Raw genomic sequence first — 19,449 nt, forward strand, 5'->3', positions numbered from 1 at the left:
GTGGGGCGGGCGGTTGGCCCCCCCAACTCCCAACTGGTTTACCCCAAATTCGGGACTCGCATCGCTCACGCGGTGCGAGCCCTTCCGCATTCCCGCAGCCCACACGCGGTTTGACACACCGTTGACGAGGCTCGACCACCGCTGATAAACCTTCGCTTCACCAACTGGCGAACCAGAGATCTGCCCGCCTTCTTCAGCGAGTGACGACGCGAGGTCCCCGTCCATGGTCACAAGAGTTCCTCACCACTCCTTCCGGCCACGCCGACGCCTGCGCCTCCTGCTGGCCTCGGGCGCGGCCGCGCTGGCGCTCACCGCCGGTTCCGTGGTGCCCGGCAATCTGCTCGCCCCCGCGCCCTCCGAGGCCCGCGCCGACGACGGGAAGACGACGCTCACGGTCGCCGTCGCGCAGAGCGTCGACTCGCTCAGCCCGTTCCTGGCGCAGCGGCTGGTCAGCACGAGCATCCACCGCCTGATGTACGACTACCTCACCAACTACGACGCCAAGGACAACAAGGCGATCCCGGGCCTGGCCACCGCGTGGGAGCCCTCAGCCGACAAGCTGACGTGGACGTACACGATCCGCTCGGACTCGAAGTGGTCCGACGGGCAGCAGGCCACCGCCGAGGACGCGGCCTGGACGTTCAACAAGATGATGACCGACGAGGGGGCGGCCACCTCCAACGGCAGCTTCGTCGGCAACTTCGAGAAGGTGACCGCGCCCAGCAAGGACAAGCTGGTCATCAAGCTCAAGGAGCCGCAGGCCACGATGGCCGCGCTCGACGTCCCGATCGTCCCCAAGCACGTGTGGGAGAAGGTCGGCGACTTCTCGAAGTTCAACAACGACAAGGACTTCCCCGTCGTGGGGAACGGTCCGTTCATCCTGACGGACTACAAGGTCGACAGCTATGTGAAGCTGAAGGCCAACAAGGACTTCTGGCGCGGCTCGCCCAAGTTCGACGAGCTGGTCTTCCGCTACTACAAGGACCAGGACGCGGCCGTCGCCGCCCTGCGCAAGGGTGAGGTCTCCTTCGTCGCGGGCAGCCCCAGCCTGACGCCCGCCCAGTCCGCCTCGCTGGAGAACGCCCCGGACATCAAGGTGAACGACGCCCCGGGCCGCCGCTTCTTCGCGCTCGCCGTCAACCCCGGGGCCCGTACCAAGGACGGGGAGAAGTTCGGCGACGGGCACCCGGCGCTGCTGGACCAGAAGGTGCGGCACGCGCTGTTCATGGCGGTCGACCGCAAGACCATCATCGACAAGGTCTTCCAGGGCCACGCCGTCGAGGGCGAGGGGTACATCCCGCCGCGCTTCGGCGACTACTTCTGGAAGCCGGCGGACGGCCAGAAGCTCGCCTACGACCCGAAGAAGGCCTCCGCCCTCCTCGACGAGGCCGGGTACGAGAAGAACGGCCAGGGCAAGCGCGTCGGCAAGGACGGCAAGCCGCTCGACTTCCGCATCCTCTGCCACGCCACCGACCCCAACGACAAGGCGATCGGCAAGTACCTCCAGGAGTGGTGGGGCGAGCAGGGCATCGGGCTGAAGGTCGACTGCCTCGACAACGTTTCCGACCCCTGGTACGCCGGTGAGTACGATCTCGCCTTCGACGGCTGGTCCGTCAACCCCGACCCCGACTTCGTCCTCTCCATCCACACCTGCGCCGCCCTGCCGGCGAAGGCGAAGGAGACGGCCGCGACCGACAACTTCATCTGCGACAAGCAGTACGACGAGCTGTACAAGAAGCAACTGGCGGAGTACGACCCCGCCAAGCGGGCGGATCTGGTCAAGCAACTGGAGTCGCGGCTGTACGACACCGGGTACATGAACGTCATGGCGTACCCGAATGCCGTCGAGGCCTACCGCACCGACCACATCGAGTCCATCACCACCATGCCGTCGGCCGCGGGCAACATCTACGGCCAGGACGGTTACTGGAGCTGGTGGTCGGCGGTCCCGGCCGCCGGGGCCTCCTCGTCCGGTTCCTCCGACTCCGGTGGCTCCTCCACCGGGGTGCTCGTCGGGGTCGGGATCGCCGTCGTCGTCCTCGCCGGTGGCGGACTCCTGTTCGCCATGCGTCGCCGCTCCACCGCGGAAGACCGTGAATAGTCCATGAGCTCAGAAAGCACTCCCGCCCTGTTGAAGGGCGCGGCGGGCGTGGAGAGCACCGAATCCGGCGGCCCGGCTCCGGCCGGGCCGTCGCCCCGCTCCCCACGCTCCCGCAGTACGGCCGCCTACGCCCGCTACGCGGCGGGCAAGCTCGCCGGGGCGGCCGTCTCCCTCTTCGCCGTCCTCGTCACCAGCTTCTTCCTCTTCCGCCTGATCCCCGGCGATCCGGTCAAGCAGATGACCGGCGGCCGTCAGGTGTCGACCGAGCAGATCGCGGCGATGCGCCGTGAGTTCGGGCTCGACCTGCCGCTGTGGCAGCAGTTCACGCAGTACTGCGGCAAGGCGCTGACCGGCGACTTCGGGACGTCGTACCAGTTCCGCGCCCCGGTCGTCGACAAGATCGCCGAGGCACTGCCCGCCACCCTGCTGCTGACCGGCACCGCCTTCGTGATCTACACGCTGCTCGGCATCTGGCTGGGCGCGCGCTCCGCGTGGCGCAACGGCAGCGCCGGGGACCGGGCCAGCACGGCGTTCGCGCTGACGCTGTACTCGGTGCCCTCGTTCTGGCTCGGCCTGCTTCTCATCATCACCCTGTCGGTGGGCATCGGTCCGATCCCGGGGATGTTCCCGACCGGCGGTATGGAGTCGGGCGACACCGAAGGCTTCGACCGCGTGCTGGACATCGCCCATCACCTGGTGCTGCCCGTCATCACGCTGGTCGCCGTGGAGTACGCGCGCACCCTCCTGGTGATGCGCTCCTCGCTGCTGGACGAGATGGGCAGCGACTACTTGACCACGGCCCGCGCGAAGGGGCTGCGCGACGACCTCGTACGCCGGAAGCACGCCGTGCCGAACGCGATGCTGCCGACCGTCACCCTCCTCTTCGTGAACCTCGGTACGACGGTGGCGGGGGCGATCCTGGTCGAGACGGTGTTCTCCTGGCCGGGCCTCGGCGGCCTCTTCTACCAGGCGCTGAGCGTGCCCGACCTGCCGTTGGTGCAGGCGCTGTTCTTCGTGTTCGCCGCCGCGGTGATCCTGATGAACACGCTCGCCGATGTGATCTATCCGCTGCTGGATCCCCGGGTGGGCCGATGACGACGTCGATGGAGAAGCCCTCCGAACCGCAGGGGCCGCAGGGGCCGCAGCAGCCGGACGCCGGGAAGCCCTCCGGGGACGTACGGGGACAGAGCCCGCGCGCCCTGACCCGGGCCCGGCGGCGGCAGGCGGTGGCCCGCTTCTGGCGGCAGTACCGCACGCACCGCGCCGGTCTCGTCGGCCTCGCCGTGCTCACGGTGATCGCCCTGCTGGCGCTGACCGCCCCGCTGCTGGTCGGGGCCGACTCGCAGAGCGTGACCGACGCCCCGGGCGGCCCGCTGGAGGAGCCGAGCGGTGAATTCCCCCTCGGGACCGACCAGTTCGGCCGCAGCCTGCTGGCCCTGATGCTGTGGGGCACGCGCGTGTCCCTGACGGTCGGACTGCTCGCCGCCTTCCTCTCCGTGGCGATCGGCACCCTGATCGGGATCACCGCGGGCCACTTCAAGGGCTGGTACGCCACCGTCATCATGCGGGTGACGGACTGGTTCCTGGTGATGCCGACCCTCGTGCTGGCCATCGCCCTGGCCACGGTCCTCTCCCGGTCGATCTGGACGACGATCCTGGCGATCGGCGTGACGACCTGGCCGACGACCGCCCGGCTGGTCCGCGCCCAGACGCTGTCCGTCGAGTCCCGCCCGTACATCGAACGCTCGCGGGCGCTCGGCGGCGGTCACGGCCACATCATGTCGCGGCACGTCCTGCCCAACGTGATGCCGCTGGTGCTCGCCCAGACCACGCTCGTGATCTCCACCGCCATCCTCACCGAAGCCACCCTCGCCTTCCTCGGGCTCAGCGATCCCACGATCGTCTCCTGGGGCGGTCTGCTCCAGGACGCCCGCGAGGCCGGCGCGGTCAGCTCCGGCCACTGGTGGTACCTCGCTCCGCCCGGACTCGCCATCGCCGTGGTCGCCCTCGCGTTCACGCTGTGCGGCCGCACCATCGAGTCCGTGCTCAACCCCAAGCTGGGGGTGTCCCGTTGACCGCCACGACCACGACCACCACGCCGAACCCGGACCCGTCCGGCGCGCCCGGCCTGTCGAAGCCGGTCGGCGAACCCCCGCTCCTGGAGGTGCGGAACCTGACCGTCACCTACGGGGGCGAGGCCGACGCCGTCCCCGCCGTACGGGGGGTCGATCTGCGCGTCGAGGCCGGGCAGAAGCTCGGCATCGCCGGGGAGTCCGGCTGCGGGAAGTCCACGCTGGCCCTGGCTCTGCTCCGCCTCCTGCCCGCGACGGCGAAGCTGACGGGCGAGATCCTGCTCGACGGCGAGGACGTCCTCACCATGAAGTGGGGGCGGCTGCGGGCGGTCCGCTGGGCGGGCGCGTCGATCGTCTTCCAGGGCGCGATGCACTCGCTCAACGCGGTCCACCGGGTCGGGGACCAGATCGCCGAACCGATCCTGCTGCACAGCAAGGCCACCCCTGCCGCTGCCCGCAAGCGCGCCGGAGAGCTGCTGGAACAGGTGGGCCTGCCGGCCGCCCGCGCGCAGGCGTATCCGCACGAGCTGTCCGGCGGGCAGCGCCAGCGCGTGATGATCGCGATGGCGCTGGCCTGCGATCCGCGGCTGATCGTGGCGGACGAGCCGACGACCGCGCTGGACGTGATGATCCAGGCGCAGATCCTGCGCCTGATCGAGCAACTGGTGTCCGACCAGAACGTCGGCCTGATCATGATCAGCCACGACCTCGCGGTGCTCGCGGACACCTGCGACCGGCTCTCGGTGATGTACGCGGGCCGGGTCGTGGAGGAGGGCCCGGCGCGGCAGGTGTACACGGACGCCCGCCATCCGTACGGCAAGGCCCTCTCCGCCGCGTTCCCGAGGATCGGGGACCTGTCCTCGCGGCACGCCCCACGCGGCCTGCCGGGCGACCCGCCGGACCCGGCCGCGCTGCCGGGCGGCTGTACGTTCCATCCGCGCTGCCCGGTGGCGCTGGACTCCTGCGACACCGAGAACCAGGAGCTGCGGGACGCCGGACCCGAGCGCCGGGCGGCCTGCGTCCTGGTGGACGCGGACGGCAGAGAGCCCCGCGCGGACGGCGCACGACCCCATGCGGACGGCGCGCAGCCCGAGGACGACGATGCAAGGAGCACCTCATGAGCACCACGCCCTCGCCCCTCGTCAGTACCGCGCCCCTCCTCAGCGCCGAGGAGCTGAAGGTCGCGTTCCCCGGCCGACGCGGGGCCGCCACCGCCCGGGCCGTCGACGGCGTCGACCTGGACATCCGGCCCGGCGAGATCGTCGCCCTGGTCGGCGAGTCCGGCTGCGGCAAGACGACGCTGGCCCGTTCCCTGCTCGGCCTGGTCCCGCCCACCTCCGGCCGGGTCACCTTCGGCGGTGCGCCGCTCGACTACACGGGCCGGGCGCTGAAGGCGTACCGCAAGCGCGTGCAGCTGGTGCTCCAGGACCCGAGCGGCTCGCTCAACCCGCGACACACGGTGTACGACGCGGTGGCCGAGGGGCTGCGCATCCACGGGTACGCGGGCGACGAGCGGGCGGCCGTCTCGGACGCCCTCTCCCGAGCCGGTCTGCGCCCGCCGGAGCGGTTCTTCCTGCGCTTCCCGCACGAGCTGTCGGGCGGTCAGCGCCAGCGCGTGGTGATCGCCGGGGCCCTGGTCCTGGAGCCGGAGCTGATCGTGGCCGACGAGCCGGTGGCCTCGCTGGACGCGTCGGTACGGGGCGAGATCCTGGCGCTCCTGCTGCGCCTCCGGGACGAGCTGGGCCTCTCGGCCCTCGTCGTCACCCATGACCTGGGGCTCGCCTGGAACATCGCGGACCGGGTGGCGGTGATGTATCTGGGCCGGATCGTCGAGACGGGCCCGGTCGAGCAACTGCTCACGGCCCCTCAGCACCCGTACACCCGGGCCCTGTTGTCGGTCCTCCCGGAGGCACAGGGCGAACCGGTCGTCCTGACCGGCGAGCCCCCGGACCCCTCGAAGGTGCCCTCGGGCTGCCGGTTCCACGTCCGCTGCCAGGTCCTGGCCTCGGGCGAGGCGGAGCGGGCGGGGGTGGCGGAGGCGTGCCGGACGGTGGATCTGCCGGTGCTGAACGGGGGCGGGGACACCCAGGTGGCGTGCCACTGGGCGGCGGCGTGCGGCGGAGAGGCCTGAGGAACATCCCGTAACCGTCGCCGCCGCCCCTCCCGGAGCGGCGGTGACGGTTGCCGGGCGGCGTTCCGCGTCAGCCCCGGGCGAGCACGCAGAACTCGTCGCCCTCCGGGTCGGCGAGGACGGCCCAGGGGGCGTCGCCCTGCCCCACGTGGCCCGAGTCGCGCCGAGGCCTTCGAGCCGGGCGATCTCCTTCGTCTGATCCACGGCCGGGCCGGGCCGCACATCGAGGTGGGCGCGGCTCCACACGACCTCGTCGTCCGGCGTACGGCGGAACTCCAGGTACGGCCCGACGCCCTGGGCGGAGCGCGGCGGGGCGCGGTCGTCGGTCAGCTCGTGGACGGTCCAGTCGATCGCCTCGTCCCAGAACCGGCCCAGCGCTGTTTCGTCGCGGGCCTTGAAGCGCACCTGAACGAGGTGCAGCGTCATGCCGCACACCCTAAAGGGCGCCGGATGGCTCCTGATCATGGTCAGGAGTGCGGTAGCGCGCGTAGATGAGTCCGCTGTCGAAGGCACGTTCCTCGACCAGTTCGAGGTCGAGGCGGACGCCGTCGGGGAAGAACCGCCTGCCGCCGCCGACCACGCTCGTGGTGATGAACAGGTGGTACTCGTCCACCAGGCCGGCCGCGATGGCCTGGGCGGCGAGGTTCGGGCCGTCGACGGTGAGGTCGGCCTCGGAATCGGCCTTGAGCCGGCGCACCGCGTCCGGGTCGAAGGTTCGCTCGATCCGGGTCTTCGCGCTGGACACCGCGTCGAGCGTCGTGGAGTACACGACCTTCTCCGCGGCCTGCCAGTCGCGGGCGTACTGCGCGATGTGCGGCGGCTGGTCGGGCTCGTCGAGCGCGGTCTCCCAGTAGACCATCGTCTCGTACATCCGCCGGCCGTAGAGGTAGGTGCCGACCGGCCGGAAGAGGTCGTTGACAAAGGTATGGACCTCCGGATCCTCGGCCCCGGTGCCGAGGCCGCCCTCCGCCGCCTCGGCGTAGCCGTCGAGCGAGGTGATCATGGAGTAGATGAGCTTGGCCACGGCGTCTCCTTCGGTACGGACGGGCGCCTGTCGGCGGTCCCGCAGTTGATGACATCCGGGCACTGCGGAACTCATCGGTCGGCATATGCCGGCACCCCCGTCGCAACAGATCCCCACAGATTGCAAAGAGTTCTTCGCGGAGGAGTCTTTGCGAAGACCTCTTTGCGGTCTAGAGTCTCCCGCATGACAGACAACACCCCGCCCCCTTCCGACGACCCGTCGCTGGACGAAGGATCGGTCGTCCTCGACGCCAAGGGACTGCGCGCCATGGCGCATCCGGTCCGCGTGCAGGTGGTCGGGCTGCTGCGGAAGCACGGCCCGTCCACGGCCACCCGGCTCGCGGAGCGGCTGGGAGTGAACTCCGGAACGGCCAGCTACCACCTGCGTCAGCTCGGCGCGGCGGGCTTCGTCGAGGAGGACACGGAACGCGGCAACGCCCGTGAGCGCTGGTGGCGTTCGGTGCACCGGACGACCTGGTTCAACGACCCGGAGCTGGCCGAGCGGGAGCCGGAGGCCGCCCTCGCGTACCAGCAGTCCGTCGCCTCCATCTACGCCCTGCGTACCCAGCAGACGCTGAACGACCTGCAGACGATGCCCCGCGTCTGGCGGGAGCGGTTCGACCTGAGCGACTGGGTTCTGCGGCTCACGCCCGAGGAGACGACCGCGCTCTCTCAGGAGTTGTGGGACGTCATCGGCCGCTACCGGCGCGACACCCCGGAGAACGCCGCGACCGCCCCGGTGGGTGCGGAGCGCGTCGGCGTCATCACCCACTTCCTGCCCGAGCCGAACACGCCAGCCCTGCAAGCGGAGGCACCGTGACGCAAGAAAAGCCGACCATATCGGGCAAGCGGTCCTTACGGCCGCTGGCCGGGGTGCTGGCGGCCGTCGCCGCTTCCGTGACCGGCACCCGGATCTCCCTGATCGCCCTCCCCTGGTTCGTCCTCGTCACCACGGGCAGCGCTACGCGGACCGGGCTGGTCGCCTTCTGTGAGATGGCGCCGTACGTCCTGGTCAAGGCGTTGTCCGGCCCGCTGGTGGACCGCACGGGCCCACGGACCGTCTCCTGGACCACGGACCTGGCGAGCGCGGCCGCCGCCGCGTCGATCCCCCTGCTGCACACCCTGGACCTGCTCTCCTTCCCCGTCCTGCTGGGTCTGGTCGCGATGATCGGGGCTGCTCGCGGTCCGGGCGACCTGGCAAAAGAGGTCATGGTCCCGGAGGCCGCCGAGCGCGCCGGAACACCCCTGGAGCGGGCCATGGGCCTGTCCGGCGTGATCGAGCGGCTCGCCTCCACCATCGGCCCGGCGGCGGGCGGCGCCCTGGTGGCGCTGCTCGGCCCCATGACCGGTCTGGTCGTCAACGCGGTCTGCTTCGTGCTCGGTTCGGTGATCGTCGCCGTCGCGCTGCCGCGCGGCATGGGGCGTCCGGCGGTGGACCCCTCAGCACCTGCCGACGACCGGGAACCGGGCTACTGGCAGCGGTTCGGCGAGGGCTTCACCTTCCTGCGCGGCGATCCGCTGCTGCTCGCCGTCGTCGTCGTGGTCGGGATCACCAACCTGCTGGACGCGGCGCTGACCAGCCTGATGATCCCCGTCTGGGCCGAGGAGTCCGGGAAAGGACCGGCGGCGATCGGTCTGGTCAGCACGGTGATGGGGGCCGCCGCGGTCGGCGGCAGCCTCATCGCGGCAATGGCCGCCCACCGGCTGCGCCGCAGAGCGGTGTTCCTCATCGGGTTCCTCCTGGCCGGGGCCCCGAGGTTCCTGGTCCTCGCGATGGACGCCCCCTTGGGCGTGGTGCTGGCCGTCTTCGCCGTCAGCGGGTTCGGGGCCGGGTTCATCAACCCCGTGCTGGGCGCCGTCCTCGTCGAGCGCGTGCCGCGCCGGATGCTGGGCCGGGTCAACGCCCTCGGGGACTCGCTGGCCTGGTCCGGCATCCCGCTCGGCGGGCTGCTCGCCGGGGCGGCGGTGACGGCCGCCGGACTGACTCCGGTGCTGCTCGTCTGCGGGGCCGCATACTTCCTCACCACGACCCTGGCCGGAGTGCGGCCGGAGTGGCGGGCCATGGACCGCCCCCGCGAGGACGGCGTACCGCAGGAGGAGGCGGCTCGGGACGGTGCGAAGACGGCGCCCTGATCGCCCTGATCACCGCGCCCCGGCCGGGCCGCCGGGGTGGTGGATCGCCCCCGTCAGCTCCCCCAGCGGCCGCCCCGTCCCGCCCCAGCGGTGCTGGATGACCTCGGCGGCGATGGAAACCGCCGTCTCCTCCGGCGTACGGGCTCCGAGGTCGAGGCCCACGGGCGAGGCGAGGCGGGTCAGTGCCGCCTCGTCCGCCCCGGCCTCGCGCAGCCGGGCGAGCCGGTCGTGGTGGGTGCGGCGGCTGCCCATGACCCCGATGTACGCGGCGGGCGTGCGCAGGGCCGCGAGGAGCAGGGGCACGTCGAACTTCGGGTCGTGGGTGAGCACGCAGACCACCGTGCGGGCGTCGACCTCGGTGGACTCCAGGTAGGTGTGCGGCCAGGCCCGGACGACCTCGTCGGCCGTGGGGAAGCGTTCCCGGGTGGCGAAGGCGGGGCGGGCGTCGCAGACGGTGACCCGGTAGCCGAGGAACGAGCCGATGCGGGCGGTGGCCGCCGCGTGGTCGATCGCGCCGAAGACGAGCATGCGGGGCGGCGGGGCGTACGTCCGGACGAAGACGGCCACCTCCTGCATCCGGCGCCGGCCGTGCGCCCCGTACCACTGGGTCGCGGTGTGGCCCTGGGCCAGCAGTCCGCGGGCGTCGGCGGTGACGGCCGCGTCGAGCCCCTTGGAGCCGAGCGTGCCGGTGGTGGGCCCGGCGTCGGAGGGGCGGATCACCAGGCGGGCCCCGGTCTCCGCCGCACCGGAGAGGACCGTGGCCTCGGCCACCGGCAGGTCGGCGGCGATGAGGTCCAGGACGGCCGCGAGGTCCGTCCGCTCGGCGGCGGTCGCGTACGCGCGCACCAGCACCTCGATCGTGCCGCCGCAGGTCAACCCGACGCCGAACGCCTCGTCGTCGCTGATCCCGTACGCCACCACACGCGGCCCCGCACCGACCAGCACCTCGCGGGCGACCTCGTACACATCGCCCTCGACACAGCCCCCGGAGACGCTGCCGACCACCGCGCCCGCCGCGTCGACGGCCATGACGGCACCGGGGCCGCGGGGCGCGCTGCCGTGCACGGCGACGACGGTCGCCAGGGCGAAGGGGACGTCGTCGGCGCACCGGGAGCGGAGGTCGGGCAGGATGTCGCGCACCCTGTCAGCATCCGCCGTCCCGGGGCGGAACGCACACTCCAGGCGTACGTCAGTGGGCGCGGTCGTACGCGGCGGTCAGCTCGCTGGAGCGCTTCACATCGGCGGCCATGGCGACCAGGAGCTCGTCGATCGAGTCGAACTTCAGCATGCCGCGGACGTACGCCAGGAAGTCGACGGCCACGTGCAGCCCGTACAGGTCCAGGTCGACCCGGTCGATGGCGTACGCCTCCACCGTGCGCTCGGTGCCGCCGAACTGCGGGTTCGTGCCGACCGAGATCGCGGCGGGCATCGACTCGCCCTCCACCTCCAGCCAGCCGGCGTAGACGCCGTCGGCGGGGATCGCGGTGTGCGGCAGGGTCTCGACGTTGGCCGTGGGGAAGCCCAGCTCGCGGCCGCGCTGCGCGCCGCGCACCACGATGCCCTCGACCCGGTGCGGGCGGCCGAGGATCTCGGCGGCCCCGGCGACGTCGCCCTCGGCGATCAGCCGGCGGGTGAGCGTGGAGGAGAACGGCTGTCCGCCGCCCGCCTCGCCGGTGACGTACAGGTCGATGACCTCGACGGTGTAGTCGTAGGTGGCGCCCAGCTCGGTCAGCAGCGCGACGTTTCCCGCGGCCTTGTGGCCGAAGCGGAAGTTGGGGCCCTCGATGACGGCCTTGGCGTGGAGGCGGTCGACGAGGACCTTCGCGATGAAGTCGGCGGGCGACAGCTTCGAGAACTCCGCGGTGAACGGCAGGATCAGCAGGGCGTCCACGCCCAGCTCCGCCATCAGTTCCGCGCGGCGGTGGTGCGGGGCGAGCAGCGGCGGGTGGCTGCCGGGGCGGACCACCTCGCTGGGATGCGGGTCGAAGGTGACGACGACGGACGGAATGCCCAGTTCGCGGGCGCGCTCGACGGCCCGGCCGATGATCAGCTGGTGTCCGCGGTGCACGCCGTCGTAGGAGCCGATGGTGACGACGCTGCGTCCCCAGTCCTGGGGGATGTCCTCCAAGCCACGCCAGCGCTGCACTGTGACCGCTCCTCGCCCGAACCTGTGTACGTGTGTATGTCGATTACGCAGGTCTAAGACTGCCATGCTCACGTCCCGCCGCCTGCATCGGCATCGGCATCGACGGGCGTGATGTCTCCAACGCCTCGACCGTGCGCCGGGCGCTCGGGCCCACGACCGCCGCCCACTCCTGCGGGGCGTCGGCCAGCCAACGGGTGACGAGGGCGGCGAAGCCGGGCACCTCGCGGGCGAGCTCGACCAGGCCCCGGTCGAAGCGGGCCGCGCCTTCGGGGGTGCGGACCAGCAGCATCCCGGTGCGGTGGACGAGTGCGCGGGTACGGATCTCGGGGCGGCGCTCCGAGCCCACGGCGGCGGCCCGGAGCAGGGCCTCCAGCACATCGGGGTTGCGGCCGGTGACCTGCTCGAACTCCAGCAGGACCTCCAGCAGCTCGGCCCGCAGCGGCCGGGAGTCCGCGCTGCCGGGCCCGGCGAGGACAGCGGCGAGCGCGGCGCGCACCGGAGGCGGTGCGGGGCGGTCCCGGAGCAGCCCGGTGACCAGGGGCAGCAGCAGCGCGCGGGCGGCCGGGCCGTGCTCCAGGCGGAGGTCGACGTACTCGGCGGCGGGCGTGCCGTCCTCGGGGTGGGCGTCGATGTACTCCCGTACGAGCCCGGCGACGTGCAGCGCGAGCGCGGGCGTGTCGAGGCCGGCCAGGGCCCGCAGCACCGCTCCCCCGCCGTCGCCGGGACGGGCCAGACGGGCGCGGAGGGCGGCGAGGACCGGCTCCTGGTGGGCCGCGAACACCTCGGCGAGCAGTTCGACGGGGAGCCGGGGGTCGCCGGCGGCGAACGCGCGCAGGGCGCCCGGGAGATGGCGCCTCCTGGCCTCCGGGTCGCGGACGAGGAGCGTGTGGGCGGTGGCGTGCAGCTCGGCGTCCTCGGGGCGCCCCAGGAGGATCTCGGCGGTGGAGCGCAGCAGGGCCCGGTCGCCATCGGCCGTGACCCGCTGCTGGAGGAGTCCGGCGTAGCGGGCGGCGGCGGAGCGGCGGGCCGGGCGGTCCTCGTCGCGGGCCCAGCGCTCGACGGCCCGGCAGAGCGCGGTGGGCTCGTCCTCCGCGAGGGCGGCGAGCAGCTCCCCGGCGCGCTGGTGCGGGGTGGCGATGAGCGCGTCGGTCAGGCCGTCCAGGTCCAGCTCGCGGCGGGCGTACAGCAGGGCCTGCGCGGCGGCGGCGACGGTGGGGCGCAGCGGTACGTCCGGGGCGTCGGGGCCCACGAGCAGCGGGCGTTCGTCGGTGAACCAGCGGCACAGCAGCGGCTGGACGGCCGGGGCGTCGAGGGCGAGGCGGCGGGCGACCGCGTCCAGATACCGTTCGTCGCCGTCGGTGCGGGGCAGCCCGTCGGCGGGCGCCAGACGGCGGAGCAGGTCGATCCGGTCCTCCTCGGGCAGCCGGAGCCGCCGCCAGAACCAGGGCCCGAACTCGCCGTACGCCCCGAGGTCCCCGGGTCCTTCGGGGGCGGCGGAACGGCGGGTGATGCGTCCGGCGAGGACCCGCAGGACGCCGAGATACGGGCGGGCGTCGGGCACCCGGAGGAGGCTGCCGCCCAGCAGGTGGGCCGCCCACCAGGCGGCGTCCTCGTCGCGCGGGCCCTCGTCGGTCCAGAGCCGGTCCAGCGCCTCGATGAGGTCGGCCATCCGGTGCGCGAGGGCGGCGGTGCCCTGGCGGCGGCCGAGGAGCACCATCGCCTGGATCACCGGGCCGATGCGGTGCCGGGGCACGGGCAGGCTGCGGGGTTCGCCGGAGTCGTGGGGGTGCGGTGTGCGGTCCGGGGTGCCGCTCCCCCGGTGCCAGCGGTGCACCAGGGAGCGCAGGGCCGCGTCCAGGTCGAGGTGGGCGCCCTGCACCCAGTCGCCGAGCTCCTCGTGGGCGAAGCGGTAGCCCGCCCCGGCGGGGACGAGGAGGCCCTCGGTGAGCACGGCGGAGGCCCAGCCGGTGCGCCAGGGGAAGATCTCCTCGAACGCCGCCCGGTCCAGCTCGCCCTGGCCCGGGCCCAGACAGCGGCGGGCCGCCTCGTGGACCTGGCCCGCCACCCGCGCGGCCAGCCGGCGCACGGCCGCGCCGCGCGGCTGTTCGTCGGCGGCGGCGGCGATCCGGACGGCGGCGCGCACGCACAGCAGGTCGAGGTGGGCGCCGAACACGTCCTCGGTGTCGGGGCGGCCCGGCACGCCCGGCGGCAGAGCCTCGCGGACCTCGGCGAGGAGCCTCAGGGTCAGCGGGTGCCGGTCGTGGCCGGGGGCCAGGGCGGTGGGCGGGATGCCGTACGCCTCCTTGGCGCTCTCGGCCTGCTCGGGGGTGAGGTCGGCCAGCCGCAGGGCGGGCGGCAGCCGGCGGGCGGGGCGGCTCGGGCGGTACAGGGCGCCCGGGGGCCAGAGGGCGCCCGCGGTCTCCCAGTGCTCGGGGCGGCAGGCGACCACGAGCCGGACGGCGTTCTCGCGGAGCCAGCCGAGAGTGCCGCGCGTCCAGTCGGCCAGCCGGTGGGCCAGCAGCGGCGGCATCTCCTCGGGGCCGTCGAGGACCACCAGGAGCGGGTGCCCGGCGTCGACGGCGAGCCGGGCGACCCGCTCCGGTGTGGCCGTGCTCATGTCGCCGTGGGCGCCCGCCGCCGTGACGATCCGGGCGGAGCGGGTGAGCGTACGGCTCGCGGCGTCCGCGATCGAGACGTCCTCGGCCAGCAGGTCCGCGCCGCGCAGCCAGAGCGTGGGGGCGGGCGCGCCGCCGTCGGCGCGGCGGGCGGCGAGGGCGGCCAGCTCGGTGGTGCGGCCGGTGCCGGGTGCGCCGACGAGGCCCAGAACCAGGCCCGTACCGGCGGCGAAGGCGGCGAGCTCGGCATGGACGTCCGCGCGCTCGACCGGCGCGGTGCGGGCCTCCGGGCCGTCCGCCGAGGCGACGGAGGTGGCGGTGAGCTGGAGGGCCCCGGCGAGGTTGAGGTGGGGGCCGTAGGCGGGGGCGACGGCGGCGTTGCGGCGGAGCAGGGCGTCCAGGGTGTCGTCCGCGCCCCGCGTGATCGGGAGCGCCAGGCCGGCCGCCTCGTGCGGGGCGGTGAGCGTGGTGCAGAGGATGCCGAGGACCGCGCCGGTGGCCGGGTCGGTGACCGGCCCGCCGATGGCCGCGCCGCCGGAGCGCAGGGCGTCGCGCCCGTCCGTGCCCAGGGCCAGCTCCAGAGCGGCGGGGACCGGATGGCCGACGCCGTCCGATGCGGCGTACGTGGCGGGGGCGGTGCCGAGCACACGGGCCTCGCGCCGCCCGTGGGCGGCGATGTCCACGTAACCGCCGGGCTCGGCGCGGTCGCGTCCGGCGATGGGCAGCGGCTCGGCGTCGAGGGCGTCGGGGCCGCCGGTGCGCAGGAGGGCGAGGCCGAGGGCGGGCAGCGCGGTGATGTCGTCGGGGGCGACGGTGCAGGTACGGCCACCGGTGCCGTGGAGGAGCAGCGGGCCCGGGGAGACGACGGCCTGATGGGCGGTGACGACCGTGCCGCGCTCGTCCGCGACGAATCCCGTCCCTCGCGGCCGGCCGGCCTGATCGCAGATCTTTACCAGCTTCGACCGGTCCCCACTGCCCATGGTCCGACGTTAGGCCGCCGGTGATCTCCCGGAGCGCGCGGACGGGGAAAGCGCCCCCTGCGCCCCCGGCATTCACTCCGAGCGCCCGTCCAATGGGGTGAATAAGCGTGTCCCCCGAGGAGCAGGGATGGTGCCGGGGAGGGGAAAAGGGTGGAGCGGGCACCGGTTGGGGGGGTGGTGCCCGCTCCACGACAAGCAGTCGGCGCGTAGGCCCGGGGGTCAGGCGAAGACGGCGAGGCTCTTGGCCTTGCCCTTCTCCTCTTCCACGAGCACGAGGAACGCCCCGTCCGGCCCGAAGACCGCGACCGGCCCCGGCGGGTACGTCGGCATGTCCAGCCGTACGCCGTTCAGGAGCAGCTTGGCGCGCTTCTCGTCGACGTCCCAGCGGGGGAAGGCCGCGCCGGCCGCCTCGGCGACCGGCATCACGATCAGCTCCTCCTGGTGCTGGTCCAGCGTGCGGGCCGCGTCCAGTCCGTACGGGCCGACCCGGGTGCGGCGCAGCGCGGTGAGGTGGCCGCCGACGCCGAGCCCGGCGCCGAGGTCCCGGGCCAGCGCGCGGATGTACGTGCCCGAGGAGCAGACGACGGAGACGACCAGGTCCACGACCGGGGTGCCGTCCTCGGCGACGGCCTCGCGGACGTCGTACACACGGAAGGAGGAGACGGTGACCGGGCGGGCCGGGATCTCGAACTCCTCGCCCCCGCGCACCCGCGCGTAGGATCGCTTGCCGTCGATCTTGATGGCGCTGACCTTGGACGGCACCTGCATGATCGCGCCGGTCAGCGCGGCCACCCCGGCGTCGATGCCCTCCCGGGTCACCCCGGAGGCATCCGTGGACGAGGTGATCTCGCCCTCGGCGTCGTCGGTGACGGTGTCCTGGCCGAGCCGGACCGTGCCGAGGTACTCCTTCTCGGTCAGGGCGAGGTGGCCCAGCAGCTTGGTGGCCCGCTGGACGCCGAGTACGAGAACGCCGGTCGCCATCGGGTCCAGCGTGCCGGCGTGGCCGACGCGTCGCGTACGGGCGATGCCGCGCATCTTGGCGACGACGTCGTGCGAAGTGAAGCCGGACGGCTTGTCGACGATGACAAGGCCGTCCGGCGTGATGGTCTGCTCGGTCATGCGGAGGCGGGGCCCTCGTTCTTGTCGGTCGAGCCGGGGGTCTCCGCCTCGTCGTCCTCGTCCTCGGGCTTGCGGTACGGGTCGGCCTCACCGGCGTACGTCGCTCCGGTGGAGACCTGGCGCACCTCCGCGTCCTTGGCCCGCGCCTTGTCGAGGAGGTCCTCGATGGTGCGGGCGTTGTCCGGGAGGGCGTCCGGCACGAAGGCCAGGGTCGGCGTGAACCGGACCCCGGTCTGCCGGCCGACCTCGGAGCGCAGAACGCCCTTGGCGCTCTCCAGCGCGGCCGCGGAGGCCGCGCGCTCCTCGTCGTCGCCGTAGACCGTGTAGAAGACCGTGGCCTCCCGCAGGTCGCCGGTGACCCGGGCGTCCGTGATCGTCACGAATCCCAGCCGCGGATCCTTGATTCGCCGGTCCAGGGTCTCCGCGACCACGACCTGGATGCGATCGGCCAGCTTGCGGGCCCGCGCGTTGTCGGTCACCGGTCCGTCACTCTTCCTTCTGATTTCGCTCGACTGTCAGTCTTCGTCACTGTGCAGCCGCCGTCTCACCGACAGCAGCTCCACCTCGGGTCGTCCCGCGACCAGCCGTTCGCAGCGGTCCAGCACGTCCGTGAGGTGTCCGGTGTCACCGGAGACCACGGCAAGGCCGATCTCGGCCCTGCGGTGGAGATTCTGTCCGCCGGTCTCGGCCACGCTCACCGCGTACTTGCGCTGGAGCTCGGCGACGATCGGGCGGACGACGGAACGCTTCTCCTTCAACGACCGTACGTCGCCGAGGAGCAGATCGAAGGACAAGGTCCCCACATACATGTGTGTCCGGATGTCCCGCCGGTTCGGGTTCGTGCCCCGCCAGAGCTTGCCGGGGACACCAGAACCGTACCGGAACGGCCGGAGCCGATCGACGGAAATACGACCCGTCGACCGGCTCCGACCGTGGTGGAGGGGGTGCGGGAGCGGACTCCCACACCCCTTCCGAATACCAGCGGATCCTTGCGGACCCGAGGTGGATCAGCCTCGCGGCTTCTCGCGCATCTCGTACGTCGCGATGACGTCGTCGATCTTGATGTCGTTGAAGTTTCCGAGGTTGATACCGCCCTCGAAGCCTTCGCGGATCTCGGTGACGTCGTCCTTGAAGCGGCGCAGACCGGAGATGTTGAGGCTCTCCGCGATGACCTTGCCATCGCGCAGCAAGCGCGCCTTGGTGTTGCGCTTGACCTCGCCGGAGCGGACCAGCACACCGGCGATGTTGCCCAGCTTGGACGAGCGGAAGATCTCGCGGATCTCCGCCGTGCCGAGCTCGACCTCTTCGTACTCCGGCTTGAGCAGGCCCTTGAGCGCCGCTTCGATCTCTTCGATCGCCTGGTAGATGACCGAGTAGTACCGGACGTCCACGCCCTCGCGCTCGGCCATCTGCTCGGCACGCCCTGCGGCGCGCACGTTGAAGCCGATCACGATGGCGTCGGAACCCGTCGCCAGGTTGATGTCCGACTCGGTGACCGCACCCACACCGCGGTGCAGGATCCGGATGTCGACCTCTTCACCGACGTCGAGCTGGAGCAGCGAGGACTCGAGAGCCTCCACCGAACCGGACGCGTCGCCCTTGATGATGAGGTTGAGCTCCTGGACCAGACCGGCCTTGAGCGCCTCGTCCAGGTTCTCCAGGGAGAACCGGACGCCCTTGCGGGCGAAGTTGGCGTTGCGCTCACGGGCGGCGCGCTTCTCGGCGATCTGACGGGCCGTACGGTCCTCGTCGACCACCAGGAGGTTGTCGCCGGCACCGGGGACGTTGGTGAGACCGAGCACCAGGACGGGGGTCGACGGACCCGCTTCCTGGACGTTCTGACCGTTGTCGTCGAGCATCGCCCGGACACGGCCGTACGCGTCGCCCACGACCACCGTGTCACCGATGCGCAGCGTTCCGCGCTGGACCAGGACGGTCGAGACGGCACCGCGGCCGCGGTCGAGGTGGGACTCGATCGCGATGCCCTGCGCGTCCTGCTCCGGGTTGGCCCGCAGGTCGAGCGAGGCGTCGGCGGTGAGGACGACGGCCTCCAGGAGGGACTCGATGTTGAGGCCCTGCTTGGCGGAGATGTCGACGAACATGGTGTCGCCGCCGTACTCCTCGGCCACCAGACCGAACTCGGTGAGCTGACCGCGCACCTTGGTCGGGTCGGCGCCCTCGACGTCGATCTTGTTGACCGCGACCACGATCGGCACCTCGGCCGCCTTGGCGTGGTTCAGCGCCTCGATCGTCTGGGGCATCACACCGTCGTTGGCCGCCACCACGAGGATCGCGATGTCGGTCGACTTCGCACCACGGGCACGCATGGCGGTGAACGCCTCGTGACCCGGGGTGTCGATGAAGGTGATCTTCCGGTCCTCGCCGTTGACCTCGGAGGAGACCTGGTAGGCACCGATGTGCTGGGTGATGCCACCGGCCTCGCCCGCGACGACGTTCGTCTTGCGGATCGCGTCGAGGAGTCGGGTCTTACCGTGGTCGACGTGACCCATGACGGTCACGACCGGCGGACGCGAGACCAGAGCCTCTTCGCCGCCCTCGTCCTCGCCGAACTCGATGTCGAAGGACTCGAGCAGCTCGCGGTCCTCCTCCTCGGGGCTGACGATCTCCAGGACGTAGTTCATCTCCTCGGCGAGAAGCCGGAGCGTCTCGTCGGAAACGGACTGCGTGGCGGTGACCATCTCGCCGAGGTTCATCATCACGGCGACGAGCGACGCCGGGTTGGCGTTGATCTTCTCCGCGAAGTCGGTGAGCGAGGCGCCGCGCGACAGCCGGACGGCCTGTCCGTTGCCGCGAGGCAGCATGACGCCGCCGACCGACGGGGCCTGCATGGCCTCGTACTCCTGGCGCCTCTGCCGCTTCGACTTACGGCCACGACGCGCCGGACCGCCGGGACGGCCGAACGCACCCTGTGTGCCACCGCGGCCACCGGGGCCGCCGGGACGGCCACCGAAGCCGGGACGACCGCCGAAGCCGCCGCCGCCACCGGGACGACCGGCGAAGCCACCGCCACCACCGGGACGACCGCCGCCGCCACGACCAGCCGGGCCCGCGGCAGCCGCCGACGCCGGACCGCAGGCGCGGCGCGCACATGCGTGTCCTCCTCCGAAC

At 72.5% G+C, this 19,449-nt stretch carries 15 protein-coding genes and 1 pseudogene; 7 read left to right on the top strand and 9 right to left on the bottom strand.

Features of this window, described 5'->3' with window-relative positions; translation table 11 throughout:
- The first annotated feature begins 223 nt into the window (after window positions 1-223).
- Genes ACFWM7_RS21615 through ACFWM7_RS21635 form a run of 5 tightly spaced genes read left to right on the top strand, consistent with a single transcriptional unit; the run spans window position 224 to window position 6,304 of the window.
- Window positions 224-2,101, top strand: coding sequence for an ABC transporter substrate-binding protein (locus tag ACFWM7_RS21615; RefSeq protein ID WP_383262981.1), 1,878 nt, complete (start codon window positions 224-226; stop codon window positions 2,099-2,101).
- Window positions 2,102-2,104: 3 nt separating this feature from the next.
- Entirely contained in the window at window positions 2,105-3,196 is a 1,092-nt protein-coding gene (locus tag ACFWM7_RS21620) for an ABC transporter permease (RefSeq protein WP_383262983.1), read from the top strand.
- Window positions 3,193-4,176 (top strand): ABC transporter permease, encoded by a 984-nt coding sequence (locus tag ACFWM7_RS21625; RefSeq protein WP_383262984.1) that lies wholly within the window; start codon window positions 3,193-3,195, stop codon window positions 4,174-4,176. The genes ACFWM7_RS21620 and ACFWM7_RS21625 overlap by 4 nt, the downstream gene beginning before the upstream one ends.
- Window positions 4,122-5,294, top strand: coding sequence for an ABC transporter ATP-binding protein (locus tag ACFWM7_RS21630; protein ID WP_383262986.1), 1,173 nt, complete (start codon window positions 4,122-4,124; stop codon window positions 5,292-5,294). The genes ACFWM7_RS21625 and ACFWM7_RS21630 overlap by 55 nt, the downstream gene beginning before the upstream one ends.
- The gene (locus ACFWM7_RS21635; RefSeq protein ID WP_383262988.1) at window positions 5,291-6,304 is read left to right on the top strand and encodes an oligopeptide/dipeptide ABC transporter ATP-binding protein; all 1,014 of its coding nucleotides are present in this window, start codon (window positions 5,291-5,293) and stop codon (window positions 6,302-6,304) included. The genes ACFWM7_RS21630 and ACFWM7_RS21635 overlap by 4 nt, the downstream gene beginning before the upstream one ends.
- Before the next feature lie 70 nt (window positions 6,305-6,374).
- Here ACFWM7_RS21635 and ACFWM7_RS21640 read toward each other — a convergent pair.
- Window positions 6,375-6,691, bottom strand: a pseudogene (locus ACFWM7_RS21640) (VOC family protein); the annotation flags it as partial.
- Between the two features lie 49 nt (window positions 6,692-6,740).
- Window positions 6,741-7,328 carry a dihydrofolate reductase family protein gene (locus ACFWM7_RS21645; RefSeq protein ID WP_383262990.1) on the bottom strand — a complete coding sequence of 196 codons (588 nt, stop codon included), beginning with the start codon at window positions 7,326-7,328 and terminating at the stop codon, window positions 6,741-6,743.
- A 183-nt stretch (window positions 7,329-7,511) separates the two neighbouring features.
- On the opposite strand from ACFWM7_RS21645, the gene ACFWM7_RS21650 reads away from it, so the two are divergent.
- A complete protein-coding gene (locus ACFWM7_RS21650; RefSeq protein ID WP_383262992.1) occupies window positions 7,512-8,147 on the top strand; it encodes an ArsR/SmtB family transcription factor in 636 nt (211 codons plus the stop codon).
- Window positions 8,144-9,460, top strand: coding sequence for an MFS transporter (locus ACFWM7_RS21655; RefSeq protein WP_383262994.1), 1,317 nt, complete (start codon window positions 8,144-8,146; stop codon window positions 9,458-9,460). The genes ACFWM7_RS21650 and ACFWM7_RS21655 overlap by 4 nt, the downstream gene beginning before the upstream one ends.
- Window positions 9,461-9,469: 9 nt before the next feature.
- On the opposite strand, the gene ACFWM7_RS21660 is transcribed toward ACFWM7_RS21655, so the two are convergent.
- From ACFWM7_RS21660 to infB, 7 genes are all read right to left on the bottom strand, one after another.
- Window positions 9,470-10,600 carry an XdhC family protein gene (locus ACFWM7_RS21660; protein WP_383262997.1) on the bottom strand — a complete coding sequence of 377 codons (1,131 nt, stop codon included), beginning with the start codon at window positions 10,598-10,600 and terminating at the stop codon, window positions 9,470-9,472.
- Window positions 10,601-10,649: 49 nt separating this feature from the next.
- On the bottom strand, window positions 10,650-11,606 hold the full coding sequence (locus ACFWM7_RS21665; RefSeq protein ID WP_383263000.1) for a bifunctional riboflavin kinase/FAD synthetase: 957 nt from the start codon (window positions 11,604-11,606) through the stop codon (window positions 10,650-10,652).
- A 43-nt stretch (window positions 11,607-11,649) separates the two neighbouring features.
- The gene (locus ACFWM7_RS21670; protein WP_383263003.1) at window positions 11,650-15,201 is read right to left on the bottom strand and encodes a serine protease; all 3,552 of its coding nucleotides are present in this window, start codon (window positions 15,199-15,201) and stop codon (window positions 11,650-11,652) included.
- A 219-nt stretch (window positions 15,202-15,420) separates the two neighbouring features.
- The gene (truB, locus tag ACFWM7_RS21675; RefSeq protein ID WP_383263006.1) at window positions 15,421-16,320 is read right to left on the bottom strand and encodes a tRNA pseudouridine(55) synthase TruB; all 900 of its coding nucleotides are present in this window, start codon (window positions 16,318-16,320) and stop codon (window positions 15,421-15,423) included.
- A complete protein-coding gene (gene rbfA, locus ACFWM7_RS21680) occupies window positions 16,317-16,799 on the bottom strand; it encodes a 30S ribosome-binding factor RbfA (protein ID WP_383263008.1) in 483 nt (160 codons plus the stop codon). The genes truB and rbfA overlap by 4 nt, the downstream gene beginning before the upstream one ends.
- A gap of 36 nt (window positions 16,800-16,835) precedes the next feature.
- Entirely contained in the window at window positions 16,836-17,129 is a 294-nt protein-coding gene (locus ACFWM7_RS21685; protein WP_030085244.1) for a DUF503 domain-containing protein, read from the bottom strand.
- Window positions 17,130-17,327: 198 nt separating this feature from the next.
- On the bottom strand, window positions 17,328-19,449 hold a 2,122-nt coding region (gene infB, locus ACFWM7_RS21690; protein ID WP_383263009.1), incomplete at its 5' end, for a translation initiation factor IF-2.

The organism is Streptomyces sp. NPDC058375 (assembly GCF_042723425.1).
Classification (GTDB): domain Bacteria; phylum Actinomycetota; class Actinomycetes; order Streptomycetales; family Streptomycetaceae; genus Streptomyces; species Streptomyces durocortorensis.